Source organism: Sphingobacterium sp. GW821-FHT03E03 (assembly GCF_059420745.1).
On sequence record NZ_JBWKUH010000017.1, the window covers coordinates 88,016 to 107,593 of the forward strand.

General features: G+C 38.5%; 19 protein-coding genes and 1 tRNA gene. 2 read left to right on the forward strand and 18 right to left on the reverse strand.

What is annotated here, in order from left to right:
- Positions 1–77: 77 nt before the first annotated feature.
- The 7 genes from AC07UV_RS17760 to AC07UV_RS17790 form a co-directional block, all read right to left on the reverse strand.
- A complete protein-coding gene (locus AC07UV_RS17760; RefSeq protein WP_495184689.1) occupies positions 78–2,843 on the reverse strand; it encodes an outer membrane beta-barrel protein in 2,766 nt (921 codons plus the stop codon).
- Positions 2,844–2,979: 136 nt separating this feature from the next.
- A complete protein-coding gene (locus tag AC07UV_RS17765; RefSeq protein ID WP_223583426.1) occupies positions 2,980–3,507 on the reverse strand; it encodes a ferritin in 528 nt (175 codons plus the stop codon).
- Between the two features lie 385 nt (positions 3,508–3,892).
- A complete protein-coding gene (locus tag AC07UV_RS17770) occupies positions 3,893–4,267 on the reverse strand; it encodes a DUF6686 family protein (protein ID WP_495184690.1) in 375 nt (124 codons plus the stop codon).
- 314 nt (positions 4,268–4,581) lie between these two features.
- Complete coding sequence (gene hpf / locus AC07UV_RS17775; RefSeq protein WP_282249853.1) at positions 4,582–4,941, reverse strand: ribosome hibernation-promoting factor, HPF/YfiA family; 360 nt, start codon at positions 4,939–4,941, stop codon at positions 4,582–4,584.
- Between the two features lie 14 nt (positions 4,942–4,955).
- A complete protein-coding gene (locus tag AC07UV_RS17780) occupies positions 4,956–5,837 on the reverse strand; it encodes a tyrosine-type recombinase/integrase (protein ID WP_495184691.1) in 882 nt (293 codons plus the stop codon).
- 103 nt (positions 5,838–5,940) lie between these two features.
- Positions 5,941–6,135: a 30S ribosomal protein S21 gene (rpsU, locus tag AC07UV_RS17785; RefSeq protein ID WP_046672133.1), complete on the reverse strand. Its 195-nt coding sequence runs from the start codon at positions 6,133–6,135 to the stop codon at positions 5,941–5,943.
- An 89-nt stretch (positions 6,136–6,224) separates the two neighbouring features.
- Positions 6,225–6,857: an HAD family hydrolase gene (locus tag AC07UV_RS17790; RefSeq protein WP_495184692.1), complete on the reverse strand. Its 633-nt coding sequence runs from the start codon at positions 6,855–6,857 to the stop codon at positions 6,225–6,227.
- Positions 6,858–6,946: 89 nt separating this feature from the next.
- On the opposite strand from AC07UV_RS17790, the gene AC07UV_RS17795 reads away from it, so the two are divergent.
- Positions 6,947–7,020, forward strand: a tRNA-Ile gene (locus tag AC07UV_RS17795).
- A gap of 137 nt (positions 7,021–7,157) precedes the next feature.
- On the opposite strand, the gene AC07UV_RS17800 is transcribed toward AC07UV_RS17795, so the two are convergent.
- The 10 genes from AC07UV_RS17800 to AC07UV_RS17845 all read right to left on the reverse strand — a co-directional run bounded on the left by AC07UV_RS17800 (position 7,158) and on the right by AC07UV_RS17845 (position 16,555).
- Entirely contained in the window at positions 7,158–7,520 is a 363-nt protein-coding gene (locus AC07UV_RS17800) for a nuclear transport factor 2 family protein (protein ID WP_495184693.1), read from the reverse strand.
- Positions 7,521–7,581: 61 nt separating this feature from the next.
- The gene (locus AC07UV_RS17805; RefSeq protein ID WP_495184694.1) at positions 7,582–8,169 is read right to left on the reverse strand and encodes a hypothetical protein; all 588 of its coding nucleotides are present in this window, start codon (positions 8,167–8,169) and stop codon (positions 7,582–7,584) included.
- A gap of 167 nt (positions 8,170–8,336) precedes the next feature.
- Entirely contained in the window at positions 8,337–11,981 is a 3,645-nt protein-coding gene (locus AC07UV_RS17810) for an ABC transporter permease/M1 family aminopeptidase (protein ID WP_495184695.1), read from the reverse strand.
- The gene (locus AC07UV_RS17815; protein ID WP_282249926.1) at positions 11,974–12,858 is read right to left on the reverse strand and encodes an ABC transporter ATP-binding protein; all 885 of its coding nucleotides are present in this window, start codon (positions 12,856–12,858) and stop codon (positions 11,974–11,976) included. The genes AC07UV_RS17810 and AC07UV_RS17815 overlap by 8 nt, the downstream gene beginning before the upstream one ends.
- 189 nt (positions 12,859–13,047) lie before the next feature.
- Positions 13,048–13,560, reverse strand: a complete 513-nt coding sequence (locus tag AC07UV_RS17820; protein ID WP_495184696.1) for a GNAT family N-acetyltransferase — start codon at positions 13,558–13,560, stop codon at positions 13,048–13,050.
- Between the two features lie 136 nt (positions 13,561–13,696).
- Positions 13,697–14,665 carry a dimethylarginine dimethylaminohydrolase family protein gene (locus AC07UV_RS17825; RefSeq protein WP_495184697.1) on the reverse strand — a complete coding sequence of 323 codons (969 nt, stop codon included), beginning with the start codon at positions 14,663–14,665 and terminating at the stop codon, positions 13,697–13,699.
- Between the two features lie 69 nt (positions 14,666–14,734).
- Positions 14,735–15,121 (reverse strand): VOC family protein, encoded by a 387-nt coding sequence (locus tag AC07UV_RS17830; RefSeq protein ID WP_495184698.1) that lies wholly within the window; start codon positions 15,119–15,121, stop codon positions 14,735–14,737.
- A gap of 12 nt (positions 15,122–15,133) precedes the next feature.
- Positions 15,134–15,583, reverse strand: a complete 450-nt coding sequence (locus AC07UV_RS17835) for an SRPBCC family protein (RefSeq protein WP_495184699.1) — start codon at positions 15,581–15,583, stop codon at positions 15,134–15,136.
- Positions 15,584–15,691: 108 nt separating this feature from the next.
- Entirely contained in the window at positions 15,692–16,111 is a 420-nt protein-coding gene (locus AC07UV_RS17840; RefSeq protein WP_495184700.1) for a DoxX family protein, read from the reverse strand.
- Positions 16,112–16,132: 21 nt separating this feature from the next.
- Positions 16,133–16,555 (reverse strand): SRPBCC family protein, encoded by a 423-nt coding sequence (locus AC07UV_RS17845; protein WP_495184701.1) that lies wholly within the window; start codon positions 16,553–16,555, stop codon positions 16,133–16,135.
- A 137-nt stretch (positions 16,556–16,692) separates the two neighbouring features.
- Between AC07UV_RS17845 and AC07UV_RS17850 the strand changes: the two genes are divergently transcribed.
- A complete protein-coding gene (locus tag AC07UV_RS17850; protein WP_282249935.1) occupies positions 16,693–17,661 on the forward strand; it encodes a GlxA family transcriptional regulator in 969 nt (322 codons plus the stop codon).
- Positions 17,662–17,759: 98 nt separating this feature from the next.
- On the opposite strand, the gene AC07UV_RS17855 is transcribed toward AC07UV_RS17850, so the two are convergent.
- Complete coding sequence (locus AC07UV_RS17855) at positions 17,760–19,517, reverse strand: DUF885 domain-containing protein (RefSeq protein WP_495184702.1); 1,758 nt, start codon at positions 19,515–19,517, stop codon at positions 17,760–17,762.
- Between the last annotated feature and the right edge of the window lie 61 nt (positions 19,518–19,578).

Here is a 19,578-nt window from a genome sequence, read left to right on the forward strand (position 1 = left end):
GTAAATAACTATTTATTATGTTTTTAATATCTCACATCCAGTCAGAATAACAATGTCATCTTACGCCTGGATGCATATCAGGATTTCTTGGGGTATTTTTGTAAACGAATATTCAGTGAGAGCATAAAATAACGGGCCAAACGATTATTTTGAACATCCAAAATATCATTTCCAACAACAGCACGGGATATTCCAGTATTCTGATTCATTAAATCGAAGCCCTGAAACCGCAACATACCCAGATTATTTCGTCCAAAAGTATATTCCATATATGCATTGATGATCGTTGGACTAATATTACTCCAGGAACTTGAATATCCTGCATTAAACTTTTGGGATAGCTCCAGCCCCATCGTGAAATGCTTCCCCAAATAAGCCTTGGAACCAAGCCCAACAATTCCAGAATGTGCAGTAATATTGTCCCTGACCGGCCAATCAAAAGTCGCCCGATTCAACGAATAATTACCATTTAATTCGGCCTCAAAAATATCATTCCAAGCATAACGAAATTGAATGGCCTGAGTAATTAAAATATGCCCACCAAAACTCTTCTTATCATTAATGAAAGAGATATTGTTATAGTAATCCCCATTTCCATTAAGACTCATCTGCAAATTATCCGAGAATAAAGAAGCTGTAAAAAGGTAATAGCTTTTAATATCAAAATACCCATCCGTATTCCGATAGGTTGTTTTTTGTATTGTAGAGTTAGGCTCAATGGTACGATCTGCAACAATTTTATCATTTACCAGGTTATAAGCAAAACTTGCCTCAAAATACTGTCCTTTTCCCGTCATTGATTTACGGTACTTTGAAACAATTGTATTTGCAAATTCTGATTTTAATTTCTCGTTTCCAATAACAATATTTTGTGTATTTGTATTATCCACCACGGGTTGTATCTGATAGAAGTTAGGTTGATTATTACGTCCATAGTAATCTATGGATAAATCTTCCTCTTTGGTAAACTTCCACTTTAATCCGGCTGAGGGTACAAAATTTACATTTGGATAGGAGGCTGGATTATTTTGACCTGTTAGGGCTCCTTTCAATTCTGAAGCCTGAACAGCAAAGCCAAAATTTAATTTCACATTTTTCCCAACATCCTGCCGATAAATCATCCCAACCTTATTACTCGCGAAAGAATAATTATATTTTAGGCTGAGTGAATCGATTAATAAAGGTTCTTTATCGGAATTTGTATTATCAAAAGTTGAACGGCTGGCATCTATTTTTGTGTAATCAAGATCATAGTTGAGTTCTAACACCCCACCGAGATCTACCGGTTCGACAAGAGACAAACGGCTCTGAAAATTTTTGCTCTCGTTATCCGTTCGGATCATTTGATTTAGAGAGGATGTTGTTATCTTAGGCAGAGTACTAGTACTGTCTATCCCTTCGTTCTCATCGCGCAGTACTTCGTCCTTATCCAACGCATTAAAATCTGAATGAAAAGTATATAATATTTTCCTGCCCGGTTTGTCGAAACTCCGCGTATAGAACAGATCAAGAGCTGCGGCAGGACTTTCGGTACTGTTAGCAGCCTCATAATGACCCGTACTGCTCAACCTGTTGTTCTTGATCCGTCGATCCTTTGATGTTCGACTGGTCGAATTCGTCCAGGAGAGCTTTGGCGAAATCTTTAATTGGTCTTTTGCTGACAGCTTCATATCAAAATCCCAATCCATTTTATGTGTCCGATCAACGGACTTTATCTTATAATCCTCATAATTACTGATCGAGGTATTCACTCCTTTTCCAGCCCCATAGATGGACTGCAAAAAAGAATTTCCTATGGTAGAATTGTTGCGCTGTGTAAAAGAATATTTTCCACTGGCATTGACAGTCTTTGAAAGTGGGCTGGAAAAACTAGCCCCGATAGAACTTATTTTATTGACACCATCTGTAGGATCAGCGAAATCTGCCAACTCCCCCATTTCACGTTCCCGCTCACCTCCATTTGGAGAGCCAAAAGAAAAGAGATTGGTATTGGTATTATTGACAGAGGATACAATAGAATATTCCTTTCCATTATCAAATCTATTTACACCAATACTTCCAAGGTAGCGGTCGGCGGAACCTCCACCCAATGTTGCCTGTCCAAAAGTGATTTTTTTCTTATCCTCTCGAAGTACAATATTCAATATCTTTTCAGATTCGGTGCTTTTGATCCCTTTGGCCGTCGCTTCATCTCCATAAAAATCAATAACCTGTACACTTTTCACAAAATCCGCGGGGAGATTTCGTGTAGCAGTCAGGACATCCCCGCCAAAAAATCGCTTACCATCAACTTTTACAGAAGAGATGGGTTTTCCGAAGGCGTAGACAGATCCATCTCTAGATACTTGCACATTTGGTAAGGCTTTAAGCGCCTCCTCCAAAAGTGCACGTCTGTCGAATTGAAAAGCGTCTAAATTAAATTGTACAGTATCTTGTTTATAGACAATAGGCTTATATTTGAGAATAACAATCTCCTTTAATAAGGAAACATGCGGAAACATTGTCAATTTCCCTACATCCAGTTTGGCCGTACTACTATTGTAAAGCGGATAACTACGTTCGAGAATGCTCAAACCTATTTGCGTACAGCTTATCCGAATATCGTTTCCTAAAACACGTCCGAAGTGAAAATATCCCATCGCTGATGTTGACGAAAACAGTGTATCTCGAGAACTCGTCAAATGCACACTAACACCTTTGAGAGGATTGCCCGCAGTATCTATAACAATTCCATAAACCTCTTTTTTTGTCGCCTGACCAAACGTATTCGTTGGCAGAAAAAACAAGCTTATAATAGTTAACAAAAGTATAAACCGGATGATATTCCCGCCCCTTAGTTTCATCAAACAGACTTTGCAATAATACAATTCAATATAAGAAATTCTTAAGCTATTAACGTAAAAAGTTGTGATTTTGTATAAAAAAAAACGAGTTGTCAGGAAAACAACTCGTTATTACTACTAAAATTCTTATAATTTGTTACTCACCAGCAAAGGCTACCTTAACAAGGTGTTTGTCAATTTCCCAACGGCCAGTACCATCTTCACCAATTACATCAAATAATTCAAGGATACGTCTTGCAACAAATTCTTCCTCTACTTGCTCTTCCAAGAACCATTGTACAAAGTTGAACGTCACGTAATCCTTAGCTTTTGCACATTTGTCAGCAATGTTATTAAATTGCTCTGTTACAAACATCTCTTGCTCCAATGTCTGCTCAAATACACCACGGAATGATTCGAAATCTTGTGGAATACCCGTAATCTCCGGAGAGATTGCACGACCACCACGATTATTAATGTAGTTGAAAAGTTTCAACATGTGCTCGCGCTCTTCATTGGACTGTTTTGCAAAAAAATCAGCCGCATTTTCCAATCCTTGATCATCACACCATGAAGACATTGCCAAATATAACGCTGAAGAATGTGCTTCAACTTTAATTTGTGCATTTAGTATATTTTCGATCTCTTCTTTCAAAGAAGATTTTAATTTCAATAAATCTTTCATATTTACCTTAAGTTTAATTTCTAAAACAATATCAAGTGATATAACTTATCATCTGATTACAATACAAAGATACATCGGATTTCGAAAATCTGTATAAATAATATGCAATACAAATTCAGTCTAAATTAGACAAACAAACCACAACTTGTTTAGAATCAATACAATTACAAATACCATTTATTGATACTTTCAATTGCCCATAAATTTAAATAATAGGAAGGTATTTAGGTGTAATAAATACCGAATCACAATAAAGATAATTGAGAGACACAGTACACTTATTTAATTTTAATTTAAATAAGTATTTAGCTCAATAGAAAAAGCGGTGTATACCCTAATTGGACATACACCGCTTTTCTGATATTTTTATATAAAGTATTCTTCCTTATACTAAGACAGCAAATGGAGAGACCTGTAGACAGGTTCTGACAACGGAATTTAATTCCATCATAAATTTGGCTCCATCCAGTAGTTCACGAAGTTGAAGCACATCCTCTACAGCAAGAATGAAACATCTTTCTGTACGGAAAGGCATAACAATTTCAAAATCAGAAGAACGTGTGGTATCATTAATCATACGCTCTACATCGATTGAATCCATACGTTTCTTGAATTTCAAAAAGTCCGACACCGAAAAAGATGTAGTTTCATTATTATACTCCAACCAGAAGCAATTTTTACGACTACATTGGTAAACTTTACCAGCTGCAGTGGAAAACACCTCTTCAACATGCGCTAATGGACAAATCAATTCTGACATTTCTATTACCCTTCTCTTTTAAACTGTTCAAAAATAAATATTATTTATAATCAATCCAAGTAAAATAAGTGATTATTTTGATTTAATATAAATAAGCAGCTCTATTATTTATCCCATCGAGAAACTGTCCCTTCTATCGCATTATAAACAGCGCGAAAAGTTCGGGATAGTCCTAAACCAACTGAATAGATTATAAAATAAAACCAGTTTTCAAACACAAAAAAAATCCACAGTAACCAATATGGCAAATCGTTCCAAAAAAAAGGAGGTCAATTATTGTTTGACCTCCTCCGTTAAATTGTATGTGTTATATTTTAATCGTATTCTTCCTCTTCTTCTTCCTCTACGGTAAGTACTTCTTTGCGATTAGTAACGACTGTATTTTTTGTCTTTGTTTTATGTTTATTAATCTGCCTACGCAAGGATTCTACGGCGATATCCGTTGCCTCCTCAAAACTCTTCGCCTGCCCTTTTGCGAAAAGTTGGCTCCCTGGGATATTCAGTTTGATTTCTGAAATCTTATTTGCCTCGTCATCGACATTCTCCAATCGCAGGTAGCATTCACCACCGATGATTGAATCCAAAAACTGCTCTAATTTTCCTGTTTTCTTTTTAATGAATTCGATTAACTTTTGATCTGCATTAAATCGAATGGATTGCACAGTAATGTTCATTTTTCCTCCTTTTTTTAAGCTTTTGGATGAGCTTGTTTATAAATAGACTTCAATCGTTCTGCTGAGTTGTGCGTGTATACCTGCGTTGCGGCAAGCCCTGCATGTCCCAACAGTTCCTTAATTGCATTTAAATCCGCCCCATTATCTAAAAGGGCCGTTGCGAACGTGTGCCTCAAAATATGAGGGCTTCGCTTACCTTGTGTGGAAATCAGTGTCAAATACCGATGCACAATATCATAGATCAGCTTGGCATACGCTGGTTTACCATCTTTTGTAACAATTAGTAAGCTGTTATTAGTATCAACAAATTGCGACGCTTTTTGTTGCAAATAGTTTTTCAATTCTTTTACTAAAAGATCATTTATCGGGACAAGACGTTCTTTGCTCCTTTTACCTAATATAAGAATATTTTTATTAAAAAAATCTATATCCTGCTCCTTTATTTTCAACAATTCAGCCAAGCGAATCCCTGTACCAAAAAGCAATTCCATCACCAAATAATTCCGGCATGATTCAAAATCATTCTTCTCCTGTTCCAGATGATCCAACAACTGAACTAACTTTTCCTTCTCCACAACAACGGGTAGCTTCTTCGCAGTTTTTAATGCCTTAATAAGTGTCATGGGATTTTTATCAAGGTATTCTTCCCGTTGAAGAAATTTAAAATAGGTACGCAGCGAAGACATGCTTCGATTGACAGAGCTTGCATTTTTACCTGACTCCATCATTTGAGCGAAGTAATGACGCAGATCTCGATAGACAACATCCGATAACACGAGCCCCTCCACATTCAAAAAAGATTGAAACATTTCCAGTTCATGCCGATAAGCAATAACGGTATGTTCTGAATATCTTTTTTCAATCTGTAAATACCGGATAAATTCCTTTTCCAACATAATTTCCCTCGCTATACTATCCTTAAATTACAAACTTAAAAGCACAAAAAAAAGGGAGAAGCAATGCTTTTCCCTTTATATTTTTAAATTCTCAGCGAATCAATTAGTTAGCCACATCTTGATTCAAAGATTGTTTGTAAATCGCTTTTTTCACTTGAATGCGACGAGTTACAGATCTCTTTTCATAAGCTTGACGTGAACGCAGCTCTCTTAAAACTCCTGTTTTCTCGAATTTCTTCTTGAAACGTTTCAATGCTCTATCTAAAGATTCTCCTTCTTTTACATTTACGATAATCATGCGTTGTATATACCTCCTTTCGTCGCTTTTAAAATTTAAAGTGGGACAAAGGTACAATATTCCATTGAATATGAAAAGAAAAATAATTTTTATAATAGTCCAAATTCCTCCAGAATCAATTGCAATGGTTTTTCCCTGGTACACAGTGCTGTATGCCAGCCCAACTGCTGTGCTGCAGCCAAATGCTGAGGGCTATCGTCAACGAACAGTGTCTCTACGGGATTCAACTGCTGATCCGTCATCACCAATTCGAAAATCTCGGCGTCGGGTTTGCGCATACCGATTAAATGCGAATAATAAGTTTTTTCAAAAAATCCGGCATTATCGGCCACACCATATTTTTCTTGAATATCATTCATACAATAGGCGTAATGAATAGCATTATTATTACTCAACAAAAAAGTACGGTACTTATCTTTCAATTGCAATAATAGTTCATGATATCCTTTAGGGACTCCAATCAACAGACTGTTCCATGCTGCATCAATTTCTGTATCGGTCAATGCTGGATTTTTGGTAACTTCACGAATTCCATTCCGAAATTGCCTAGCATCAATTTTTCCCTTATCAAAATCGTCAAAAAGTGCACTTTGACCATGATGCCCAAAAACTTCGTCAACATTTTCTATACCTAACTGAGTAAAAGCAACTTTCAACTTTACAAAGTCGATCATGAAGATTACATTCCCATAATCAAGAACAATATTTTTAATTTTTTCCATCGAATTATTTTGAAATACCGATACAAATATCGATAATTGCATCGTCAAAACAGCATAACCAATGCCAAAATTGACAAAACAAACGACCTGCTCCTATAGCTCAGTCGGTTAGAGTAGAAGACTCATAATCTTTTGGTCCCTGGTTCGAGCCCAGGTGGGAGCACAAAACAAAAAGTCGCTTTTCTGAACAAGAAAGCGACTTTTTTGTTTAATACCCAAAAAAACGGCTACTTCAATTTATTCGCTTTGGGATAGCCCCGATAGCGTTGGCCATCAAAGATAAACGAAAGTGTGTCCTTGTTATTTTTTGGAAGGTATACTATCGAAAATGACAGCATGAGCACTCCAAGAATCCACCTCTTTCTTCGGATTAGCCGGAAATTTATCTCCATTTTTATTGTAGCTCTCCGCCAGTAGAATCATGGATTCACTTGTTGTCTCACGTAAATAGTCTTTACCAGTAGCCTTATCTTTCCAAAAAGTTCGTTTCACCATCCGCGGATGTAAAGCCCGCTCCATTTGCTCAGGTTTCACCTGATGCTGCGATTCAATATAATCAAGGGCAGCTTGTTTGATCGCTACACTATCCTGTTTTGTCTGCGCCAATAAACTACAGATAAATGCTAAAGACATGACTGGAGTAAAAAGATATTTCATTCTCATTTCAAAATTGATTTACTCGTCGCACTAAATAACACAAGAATAATAAGATAACACTTTATAGTTATTGATAGGCTTTAATCGTCCTATAGGTACTAAAGCTCGAATATATTCTGGTTTCTTTTAGCTTGCCTTTTTTATATAGCTCAATTTTTTCGGTGTCACCGGATTTTTTATTAAAATAACGTATACTGGTCAGTTGCTTTTTAGAATCGTAAAATTCAGCTGTCTTATTTCGTCCGTCCTCCTGAATATAAATCGCCTTCAAATCACCATTCTTTCTATAGGTATAACGCTTTGAATTATAGAAGTTCCCCTCCTTGTAAGTGACACCTTCATAAATAAAACTGGCACTAAATTTCCCCTCCAAAACCAATTGTTGTTTATCATTGTAAATGAGGTAATATACCCCATCTTTCGGGGCGATCAATTCATAGCTTTCTACCAACTCTGGCTTACTACAGGGGCGAGCCACGACATTTTCTACGCTTCTAAAAATTGTTGTATCGTGCTGTGAGACCCGCAAAGTATCGGTCTCACAGCACATATTTCCATACGTCATTGTTGAAATATTTCCACTCTCTTTTGATATAACACTATCATGGGGAGCAGTAAACAACCAACAAAGTAAGGTCAAATAGTACATATCCATGCAATTACTATAAAATTATCTACTGAATACCTATATCAAAGATACAAGCTATTGTCATTGCCGGATGATAGCAGTTAAAATTCGTGGACCCTTATCTATTATTCGCTGGATAAAAGCTATTTTTAACTATTGAATGCTTCGTAGACCGCTTTCATTGCTTAGTGGCACTAAATATCTTTTCTATTATCATCCGAATCTATGTCAATCAGTTTGTTATATGGATCAATACCGACCTGAATAGGCTGCTGATCAACAATCAATGTCAACTTATTATTAATTTGATCAATACGATGTTTTCTCAGATAAAGTTCCTGTGGTTTTCCATTTTTCTTATCCATTGATTTTGAAAAAACGCCAATCTCAATATAATCCCTAAGAGGCAAAGATTCCAACGTCACCCGATCAGATTTCTTAAACACCAGTGGTTTGCTCCCGTGATCATTATAGCTCTTTTTCCCATTGGCATCCACGCGATATTTGGCAACTTCAAATTGAATATCGACTTGGTATTTTCCATTTTTCAGTTTTTTAGAACTCACACTCTCCACCCTATTGTTATATAAGGTAATCGTTTCAAACATATCTTTGATCAGATAACGCAACGAATCTGGTGTGGCTCTTCGAAAGGAATCCACAAACTCTAATGATGTTGTATAAGGCGGGTTTTGAAAGGCAGTACTTTTCAAATACGCTTTTGCTGTCTGGTTGAAAACAGCTTCACCTAGATAGTCACTCAGTGCGTACAATACTAATGACCCTTTTTGATAATGGATATACATCTGATTTTCATTGTACATCAATGGTCTTTCACCCAATGCCTCCGCACCTCTTCCCTTTAAGTAGCCGTCCAGTGCGTCTTTAAGAAACTTGCGCATCTGTCCTTTTCCATACCTTTTTTCCAGGACTTTCAAAGAAGAATATTCAGACATACTTTCAGACATCAAAGTTGCTCCTTGCGCGTTGGCACCTACCACTTGATGCGCCCACCACTGATGAGCTATTTCGTGTGCTGTGACGGCATAAGGATAATCCACCGCATCATCTTTCTTCTCATCCACATCTGCTATAAAGCCTATTGCCTCGGAAAAAGGAATGGTATTGGCAAAAGACTGCGCGAAAGTTCCGGCTGTCCGGGGAAATTCAACAATACGCAACTGCCGATGCTGATAAGGACTATATTCGGCAGTATAATACGCTAAGGAAGCCTTGCTCGAAGCCATCATCCGATCGAGGTTGTAGGTATGTCCTTTGTGGTAATATATCTCTAAGTTGACCCCATTCCATTTGTCTTTTTTAATTTCATATCGAGCAGAGTTAAACGCAAAGAAATTCAATATCGACGAATCCATTTTATACTGATAATATTTCCGCCCATCTTTCTCCCATTGCTTGGTCAGGTACCCCGGAGCTATGGCCAGCTGGTCCGGATCCGTGCTCACAGTTGCCTCAAACCGGACCCAATCTGCATCATTTGAGATATAATTATTCCGCAATGCTATTGAATCAGTGGGTGGAGCCATACGATCGCGATGAGGTAATCCGTATTTCTTGCGAATATCATTATCCACCAGTTCGCCTCGATCCAGATAGCCAATATTTGGAAACAGCATATTGTTAATAAAGGTTCCGTTACCTTTGACAGGAGATTTCTCGTTCACCCAGGTGTTAAGCGGACTAACTGTACTGAAATTTAAGACGATGGAATCTCCCGGAGCCATTGGCTTGGCCAACTTGTAGATATTGAAATTGTAAATATCATCTGCAGAGACCAACTTATTGGGAACATTGAAGGAGAAAGTATAGTCATAATCATTATAATTGACAAAAATAGAATCTATAGCGACCGCAGTCTTATTCTTTAACACATAAGAAGCTTGCGCTTTAAAACTACGTTTAGAAGGATAAATATCCATATTAAACTTAATATCAACAACACGGGGTTGTGGTCTAAATTGATATTTTTTAAATTTCTTCTCCCATTCTACAGATTGTTTTTCGTGATCCAAACTGGTATAATAAGGGTTTTTAATATGATCTTCATAATAGATCCCACTACCGATAGCAATAAAACCAACAAAACTCACGATAAGTACAGTCATACTGCTCGCCTTTACATTCGATCGTAAGATAGCCCAACGCTCTCTTATACCAGCGAATCCACCTCTCCGCCACAACAAAAGGGCTAGGGTTAGAAAAAACACAGCAAATAACAACCAATACACCCGATAGGTTAAAAAAGGTAAGATATAGCCAAAACCGTCCATATCTGAATAATCGAGATCAGGTCCCTGGTTAAACTGATAAATCGCCTGCTCTACTCCCATAAAAGACAAAAATGGCAATCCGATAAATAAGGTTAACAGGATAAAAAAACCAGCCAGATAATTTTTGAAGAGCGTATGTACAAAGATCGACACAAACAACCATACGATATTTCCCAACATACCATATACCATCAGGTGCATGATGTACTGCCCGATTTCGAAATTATAATAATGATGGTAAACTTGAAATGCCATACAGGTGAACATGACCACCGCAAGCAAGGTTAATTGCATCAAGATGATCGCGATTATTTTGGACCCCATGAGCGCCCAATTTGGAACGGGTGTCGCATCCAATAATCCGCCCATACGAGTGATGCTACCACGGTGAACCAATAAACCGCTGAAGAGGAAGGTCAAGATCAACAAAAAGAACTTAAAAGTCGTTCCTGGTATCATCAGCATTTTCCAGGTAACAGGATATGTCGAAGTACCGAATATTGTACCGATTGTACTAGCCATCAAGATGATAAAAAGTACACCGACCAAAGTCAAAATCAGAAAGACTGGATTCTTAACAATATAGCGATAATCATACCGTGCCAGTGTCCAGGTCGTTTTCAGGTAATGGACTATTGAGAAATCGTAACTCACTTTCGGGAGATTGATACGAAAAACACTGTCAAAATTATTTTTTGTCAAGCGCTTTCCTTTTTTCCCTGTTTTTATCGAGATGGAATCCTGCGAGAAAGAAAATAACAGGTAAAATCCACCGATAAATAAAGCCGCTACAGCTAACCAAATCAGTCGATTATAAATTATTGCACCAAGAAACGGAAGATTGTTTGTATTCTTTTCCTCCGGAGACCAATATTGGGTATAGTAAGAAATGGCACTATCGCCAAAAGGGTCTATCAATGCCCCAAGATAACGGTTATCAGCATTTGTGGTCAGATTTTGAATAAGCACCTGTAAAATAATAAGCACCAGAACCGCAACAAAACCCACATATACATTCCTCGTAAAAGTAACTAATACAAAAATAATAGCGCTAAGGATAATCAGATTAGGAATAATCTGAATCAGATAGGTCTGAAAGTAAGCTAAAACATGTACCGGCCCCAATAAGCTTGGATTGATACCAGGGATAAACTGTGCGACGATAATACCTAGTGTGGATGCCAGTACGATTATAAGTACAACAGCAACTGATCCAAAAAACTTACCCAGTAAATAGTCTGTTTTGGTAAATGGGTAACTAAAAAGGATGGTATGTACATTATATTGAAAGTCCCGATAAACGCAGGCTCCCACAATCGATGGAATTAAGAAATAGATAATGGAAGACATTCCATTTATCATCTCGTTAATAGCCCAGGGTGAATTTCTGATCGTATTGGATGAAGTGGTCGCTGTGACCCCATCAAATATCCCTAGTGAAGAGAGCATGATGAAAAGCGAGAGCGCAAAGAATAAAGCCATATAAATATAGACAGCAGCATTCTTAAACCAACGCATAAACTCAAATTTAAAAATCGGACTAAACATGGCGCTGGTCATTTTTTAGTGCTACAAAATAAACATCTTCCAGTTGCCCTTGTGCATTGACAAAAGATTCATCTGGTTGCACATCACTATAAACCCGGATATTGAGCGTATTATCCTGATTGTAGTTGGTAGAAATGACATTATATTTCTGGGTATATTCATCCAATTGATCGCGACTAATAATACGCACCCAGATCTTGCCTTCCAATTGTCCTATCGTCTCCTTTGGTGTCCCCCGCAATAGTATCTTACCACCATTGAGAATCGCAAGTTCATGACATAGTTCACGTACATCATCCACAATATGTGTAGAGAAAATAACGGTATGATCGGTACCGATCTCACGTAATACATTCAAAAAACGATGTCTTTCGGCGGGATCAAGTCCTGCGGTAGGCTCATCAACAATTATCAGCTTTGGATCATTCAATAATAGCTGGGCTATTCCAAATCGCTGTTTCATCCCACCTGAATAGCCACTGACACTCTTATTACGAACATCCCAAAGATTGGTAACCTCGAGCACACGCTTGATGATGGCCTGTCGGTCGGCACTTGTTTTAATGCCTTTGAGCTTTGCAAAGTATTGCAATAAATCTGTCGCTGACAGGTTCGGATAAACACCGAATTCCTGTGGTAGGTAACCCAGAACCTTTCGCAGTTCCATCTGCCTGCCAAGTACATCAATATCACCAAAAGTAATGCGACCGCTATCTGGCTTTTGTAGCGTCGCTATGGTACGCATCAAGGATGACTTTCCCGCTCCATTTGGCCCGAGAAGACCAAACATACCCGGTTTAATTTCCAAATTTACTTCATCAAGGGCTTTTACACCATTCGGATAGGTTTTACTGAGGCTTTCTATTGATAAATTCATAAATAAGTTTAACTGTTAATAATTCGTTAGTATGCTAAAACGACAATTTGTTACAACAATATAACAAAAGTTCATAAGAAAATCCGTAGATCTATCTATTTTTCAGCACAATATCAAATAAAAACAGCTATTAATCCAGCTTCCACATCTCGAAAAAACAGTGTAAACAAATTGGCTTGATTACTTCTCTCAAAGCTTTATCTCAAACAAACTTACAATAGCATTGTCATAATGTGCTGGTAAGCCTGCTGTATTACGAAGCTTCTTTAAACCCAAAAAATCAAAACCACATTTGGTGTAGTAGTCAATCAGTCCTTTATTCTCACCTACTGTATCCAATCGAACAAACTTCTTATTATTTGCAATAGCATATTCAATCGACCAATTCACAATATTGTTAACAAGATTCTTACCTCTAAAATTGGGATTCGTTGCGATGCGATGGATGTAAACTGCTGGGTCGTCATTTCTCTCTTCCCAAATATCAGGGTCGTCGAATGTTGTCGCCCAGACACAGGCGATATCCTGATCAGTAATCATTTTCCATTGTCTACGCTCTTCCAGCTCCTGTTCGATAAGTTTCCGATCAAACTCAGGCCAATAAACCATGGATTTTGCCTTTTGAAAATCAGTTGCAATCCTATAAAACTTAAAGATCGAATCAATATCGTAAAGTGTGCTATTCTGTATCTGTAATTCCATGATGATGACTAAGCTATTTATAATAAAACTATGCCTAAAGCATATACAAAGTTACAGTTCGGCGAATAGTAGTAATGGGTACAGATCAGATACATCTTGCGGTATCAGTCCTGGCTTCTGAACGAATATCATCCGCTTAAAATCGTCGCAATAGGGGTTGCGTACTACAGCGGAATGAACCACCAAAACTTCTGCTGATCTGGAAGTCAATATATTCGACATATATCCCATAAAGTGAAAGCTTATCGCCAATAGGTTTAAATACAGGGTCAGTGACGTATACATTGGGGTTGATCGGTAGACCGTTGGTTGCCAACTGCCCGGCCTCGGTTAGGGTAACATTAATCTTATCCCATTGTTTTAAATGTTCCGGTATGCCCTCGAGAAAAGCATCTTCACAAACAACCATTAGCCCTTCACGAATAAGTCCGAGTGCACAGTCCAAATGCAAAATATCCGGATGCAATCTTATTTCCTCGACCTGATAACCATAGGGTTTGAGTAATTTTGACAACCAACGAATTCCTAAGCTATTGGATGCAAGTCCAGAGTTACCGACAAATACCTGCTTGCCAAGTACCAACACATCCCCACCCTCGATAAAAGGCCCATGCCAACGCGAAAGATCACCATGATCATGGATCGCGGGTTTGGGTGCGGCAACATAGAGGCAGTCATCTGGATAGACCTGTTGTTCAAAAATATCCCGGATCGGCAAGATTTCATTTCTTCGTTGGAGAAAACGCAAGGAACCTTCGATGACAGCATTACCCACAGTAAAAAAAGGATCGCGTACAAAGAAGTTGGCATAGCCGTCTTTAGCTTCGACTTCTTTCTCCAATTTTGTCAACTGACGGGGACGCAACACTTCTACCCCATATTTTTCCAGTACAGCAGCAAAATTTGCACGTTCAAGATCCCATGCTTTTTGTTGCTCAGGATGCACTTCTGCGAAATCTTTTCCCGCATTTGCAACATCACTTTCAGTGTCGGTATCGGAGAGAAAACGAAGATCTTCCGCTCGAATTGCTTTCGGAAACCCAAACTCTGAAACCGCCAAGATCACTTTCTGCAAAGGAGCGAACTCATTTTCTACATATACCATAACAATAAAGCTTTTTATAATACTACTGATTTTGCCTTAACTTAACAAAAAAATAAGATTTAAAAATCACTATTGAATCCCCAATATCCACCTTACGTCGAAAATATCTGTTACTTCTACCAGCTGGTCTGTCTCATTATTTCCCAATACAGCTTGTTGTCCAGCCGCAAGCTTGGTGACAAGACGACCACGATCAACCAAATTTGTACAAGGCAAAAACACTGAAAGATAATTGCCAATTTTTCGTCCATCATCATGTACCAGATCCGAGCCGTAGATGACCACACTTGGGGAAGTAAGAGAGGCACTTACAATGGGCAACTCTGAAAACCCATTTATCTTTTTATCCAGCCTGTCAAAATGTAGGCTTCCGCCAAAACAGGACTGATAAAAACGAAGTGCCTTTCTGCAATTCCCTGAAAACGTGATAAAAACCCCGCTTCTTAACCCTTCCATATCCTAAATTAATTATGCGTCTGGTATGACGGGTTCTACAAGTTTTTTCATTTTTTCCAAAGATTCCTGCCAGCCCAGGTAACACATTTCAGCAGGAATAACTTCTGGAATTCCTGTTTGCTCTATTTTAAGTTCAGTACCACAGCTGACAGCACGCAAAGAAACTGTCCTTGTCATTTCTCCCGGCAAATTGGGATCATCAAAGCGGTCAACATACTTGATAAATTCATTGGGTGTAATTTCCAAATACTCTCCCCCAAAGGAATGACCATGACCTGTACCAAAATTGATAAATGTCATCTTAAATTGACCACCGACTTTAAAATCCATCTGTTGTACAGTACAGACAAAACCATAAGGAGGCAACCAAGTAGCGTGCGCTACTGGATCCGCGAATGCGCGGAAGACTTTTTCAGGGCTTGCCTGAATAACCCGATGTAAAGAAACACTATTTGTTTTCATCTCGATTGATTGTTTATAATGTAAATAGATAATACTACCTTTTTGTTCTTTCTAATAAATTTTCGCAGGATCCAACCTTTCGGAAGCGAACACTGTCATACCAAGATATTACGATATTGCCGATGCGCTAGTATATGCATTCTGCTGCGAGGTACGACTTGCATCAGCTAGCTTGGACCGATAGACATAAGATAACATCAGTATACCCAATACGATAAGTGGCAATAACATATAGGTTATATTTTTATCCACACACGCATGACTGATAAAGGCAAATAGTAAACTGAATGTCAATCCTGCGTAAGCCCATTCTTTTAGCTTAGCCGGAAACTGTGGAATAGCAATGGCAATAACCCCAAGAACCTTACAGATAATAAGGGCGTAGGCAAAATAATCAGGGTAACCCAAGGGTTTGGTTCCTGCATTCATATATTGCGGTGCAAATAGTAATGTGCCCAGTGGCATAACGCCTTCCCAGATAACAATAAATATTGTCGCTATCCAGAAGATAATTTTATTCTTTTTCATGATGTTGGTATTTTGTGGTGATTAATTTGTTGATTCAACGTGTTTTACAAAATTATTGAGAATAGCTTGCCAACCTTGCTTCTGAAATTCAGGATCATTCATCTGCTCCGCATCAAAAGTGGTACTCATCATTGTCTTTCCATCTCTTTCGGAAAACACTGTGCTTACTGTCCGACCATCAGACATGGTATAGGCGATTTCCTGATGCAATTCAACCTTATCATAAGTTCCCTCAAAATCGAACCCAAAACTTCCATCCTTTGCTTCCATCCGATTTTTAAAAGTGCCATTCACACGCAAGTCGTTTTGACTGCTTGGACAATGCCAACTTGGATCCGCGGCATTCCATTGCATAATATCTGCTGGCGCATTCCATTGTTGCCATACCTTTTCTACTGGCGCGTTTACCGCTGCTTCTACCTTAATTTTTGTTTGTCTTTCCATGATTTCTTTTTATTTGTTGATTATGATATAGCAAAGATGCGAAGGATTTTAAGGGGAGGTACATTGTAAAAACGACAACTTTAGGGGTGGATTACGACAAAAACAATTTGTACCTTTATCTTATAAATCAAAAAGATATGCAAATCTCTGTTTTTGTTCCCCAATATGGTACTATTGAAGGCATTACACCAGCATTTAGAACCTTTCTCACGGCCAATGAATTTCTTTCGGCTTTTGGAAAAAAACCGATATTCAATGTTGAGTATGTAGGTCTTAGTGAATATGTACCGGCTAATAGTGGTGAGTATACCATAAAAACCAATCGTTTGCTGCAAGATGTGGAACGGACAGATTTATTAATCATACCACCGACTTTCGGAGATGTTGACACCGGAATAAAGGATAATGCCGAAGCAATACCCTATTTCAGAAAACTCCATTTAAAAGGTACCCGCCTGGCCAGCTTATGTGTGGGAGCTTTCCTCTTAGCCGAAACGGGTTTATTAAATGGTAAAAAATGCTCAACCCATTGGGCCTATGTGAGCGAATTCAAGGAAAAATACCCTGAAATAGAAGTGGAAGATGGGGCAGTTATTACAGAAAACGATAATATTTACAGCAGTGGTGGTGCCAGCAGTCTATGGAATTTGATTCTATATCTTGTCGAAAAATTTTCCGACCGTGAAACGGCAGTTATGATAGCCAAATATTTTGCGTTGGATATCAGCCGTGATAGTCAGTCCCAATTTGCGATATTCCGCGGCCAACGCAATCACGAAGATCTGGATATCCAAAAAGCGCAGGACTACATTGAACTGAAGTATGAGGAAAAAATTACGGTCGAAGATTTAGCCAATTTTGTTAATATTGGCCGCCGAACTTTTGAACGAAGATTTAAAGAAGCAACAAATAATACACCCGTGGAATATATCCAGCGTGTACGCATAGAGGCCGCAAAGAAATTTTTTGAAGCTTCAAGGAAGAATGTTTCCCAAGTGATGTATGATGTCGGATACACAGATACAAAAGCATTTCGGGATATTTTCAAAAAAATAACAGGCCTTACTCCAATAGAGTATCGAAACAAATTTGCTAAAGTCGCTTAAGATAGAACGACTTATTAACAAAAAGTAGCTGTATAGCATAGCAATAAAATCAGAAAGCCACCCGGTATCAGGTGGCTTTCCAATGCGGTTTCTTATACCTATTTTTTCAGCATCATTTCCCGGATATATTTTACGGGCGAATTACCAAAGCTCAGAAATTCCTCATTGAAGGCTTTCAGCTTAAATTGAGCACCCTCCTCCTTTTTCACAGCTTCTCTTAAATCATAGATTTCTTTATATCCCGTAAAATAAGATGTTAGCTGTACGCTGCTGACAGATACCCTTTTCCATTTCCCAGCGGCCTCCGCCTGTTGTTGAAATGCCTCGTCAACCAATAAATGCATAGCATCCTTTTCACTCATATTCTTCACATGCACACTATAGTCCAAAATAGCATTACATACAGTACGTAGATGCCATTTATACCACATCAACCACATTTCAGGTGCATTATCGCCATAGCCATTTTCTAACATCATCTGCTCGGTATATACAGCCCAGCCTTCGATCATGGCCCCATTACCCAAAACACTCTTGATTAAGCTAGGCGACTGGTTGGCATAGACCAACTGCGTATAATGCCCAGGAATAGCTTCGTGGATATTCAGAATCTGCAAAATATAGTGATTATATTCCCGCAGATAGCTTTCTGAAGCTTCTTTGGTCCATCCGGCAAGGCTACCAACATTATAATACGTATTCCCACCTTTATCATAAGGCCCTGGAGCACTGATAGACGCTCCAGCAACACCGGCCATATAAGCAGGTTCTTTCCGTACAACCAAAGGTTTGCTATCATCTATGTACAGGAGATCTTTGTTTTTCACAAATTCCACCAATTTTGGAATCTGCGCTTCAATGGCCGATTGAAATTCATCTGCTTCGACGTGATTGACAGACAAGGTATCAATCATCTTGCGAATCAGCACTAAACTATCTGTGGGCTGTACCGTCTTTCCAAAATACTTTGGCCACAGTTCCTTACTGATTTTATACATTTCGCCATGTAAATAGCTCTTACGTGCCATTGCCGCATCATAGATCTGTGCAGCAGTAGACCCCGACTGGATATCAAACTTGAACTTTTGATCGTATAGCTCCTGCCCCAATCTAAAGCTTCGTGGCGATGGATTCGGATTCGTTTTTAAAAATGTTACAAATCCATTGATCGCCTTTACGGCTTGATCGGCTTTCGCTTGAATAGCAGCTTTTTCAGTCGCTGGAAGACTAGATTTTTTCAAGGAATCACGTAGATCCGTTTCAAACACAGATAATCCGCCCAAATTCTGCTGTATAGCCAGATCTGTTAATACCAACGCTGGATTCTTAATCTGTCCTTTCGCAGCCTCATAATAAGCTGGAATTTGTGCCATCCGTTGTTCAATAGCGTGAAGACGATCATGCAATGGAGCATAATTCTCAGCCAACATAAAGGCGATAGTTCCACTTACATTGTAGGATGAAGGATTCCACTCATAAGAACGCTCTTTTTCAATTGACCATACATTAGATTCTAGGTAATTCTGGATCAAATGGTAATCGGTCTGTTGGGAGAGATTCAGCTCGTTCAGATCAAAACTTTTCAAATGATCTAAATGTTGCTTAGAAAATTCCAAACGTAATGCCCTGCTTTTGGCATCGGGTATCGTTAACAGCGAATCGTATCGATGAAAACCCACCTGTGTAGCCCATTCTGGATTTTCTTTCCAGAGCTGCTCGATGAATCGATCTTCATAAGCTTTAAAATTTGCATTCGAAGTCGTATCCGCAAGGGCTTTTTTTGTATTGGATCCCGACCCACAGGAAGCCAGGATTCCCAAACCCAGGACAGTGAATGTATATGTTATCAGTTTCATTGGAGTAATTTGATTAAAAATAACAATTGTTGTTGATTTTTAATCAAACCACCTCAAGGAT

Bases quoted from the DNA above. Each gene is read 5' to 3' on its own strand.
- AC07UV_RS17800 (WP_495184693.1), bottom strand. From the start codon at position 7,520: ATGAGAATGAAATATCTTTTTACTCCAGTCATGTCTTTAGCATTTATC.
- rpsU (WP_046672133.1), bottom strand. From the start codon at position 6,135: ATGATTATCGTAAATGTAAAAGAAGGAGAATCTTTAGATAGAGCATTG.
- AC07UV_RS17825 (WP_495184697.1), bottom strand. From the start codon at position 14,665: ATGGTATATGTAGAAAATGAGTTCGCTCCTTTGCAGAAAGTGATCTTG.
- AC07UV_RS17820 (WP_495184696.1), bottom strand. From the start codon at position 13,560: ATGGAATTACAGATACAGAATAGCACACTTTACGATATTGATTCGATC.
- AC07UV_RS17840 (WP_495184700.1), bottom strand. From the start codon at position 16,111: ATGAAAAAGAATAAAATTATCTTCTGGATAGCGACAATATTTATTGTT.
- AC07UV_RS17760 (WP_495184689.1), bottom strand. From the start codon at position 2,843: ATGAAACTAAGGGGCGGGAATATCATCCGGTTTATACTTTTGTTAACT.
- AC07UV_RS17855 (WP_495184702.1), bottom strand. From the start codon at position 19,517: ATGAAACTGATAACATATACATTCACTGTCCTGGGTTTGGGAATCCTG.
- AC07UV_RS17810 (WP_495184695.1), bottom strand. From the start codon at position 11,981: ATGTTTAGTCCGATTTTTAAATTTGAGTTTATGCGTTGGTTTAAGAAT.
- AC07UV_RS17830 (WP_495184698.1), bottom strand. From the start codon at position 15,121: ATGGAAGGGTTAAGAAGCGGGGTTTTTATCACGTTTTCAGGGAATTGC.
- AC07UV_RS17770 (WP_495184690.1), bottom strand. From the start codon at position 4,267: ATGTCAGAATTGATTTGTCCATTAGCGCATGTTGAAGAGGTGTTTTCC.
- AC07UV_RS17765 (WP_223583426.1), bottom strand. From the start codon at position 3,507: ATGAAAGATTTATTGAAATTAAAATCTTCTTTGAAAGAAGAGATCGAA.
- AC07UV_RS17815 (WP_282249926.1), bottom strand. From the start codon at position 12,858: ATGAATTTATCAATAGAAAGCCTCAGTAAAACCTATCCGAATGGTGTA.
- AC07UV_RS17780 (WP_495184691.1), bottom strand. From the start codon at position 5,837: ATGTTGGAAAAGGAATTTATCCGGTATTTACAGATTGAAAAAAGATAT.
- hpf (WP_282249853.1), bottom strand. From the start codon at position 4,941: ATGAACATTACTGTGCAATCCATTCGATTTAATGCAGATCAAAAGTTA.
- AC07UV_RS17845 (WP_495184701.1), bottom strand. From the start codon at position 16,555: ATGGAAAGACAAACAAAAATTAAGGTAGAAGCAGCGGTAAACGCGCCA.
- AC07UV_RS17805 (WP_495184694.1), bottom strand. From the start codon at position 8,169: ATGGATATGTACTATTTGACCTTACTTTGTTGGTTGTTTACTGCTCCC.
- AC07UV_RS17790 (WP_495184692.1), bottom strand. From the start codon at position 6,857: ATGGAAAAAATTAAAAATATTGTTCTTGATTATGGGAATGTAATCTTC.
- AC07UV_RS17835 (WP_495184699.1), bottom strand. From the start codon at position 15,583: ATGAAAACAAATAGTGTTTCTTTACATCGGGTTATTCAGGCAAGCCCT.
- AC07UV_RS17850 (WP_282249935.1), top strand. From the start codon at position 16,693: ATGCAAATCTCTGTTTTTGTTCCCCAATATGGTACTATTGAAGGCATT.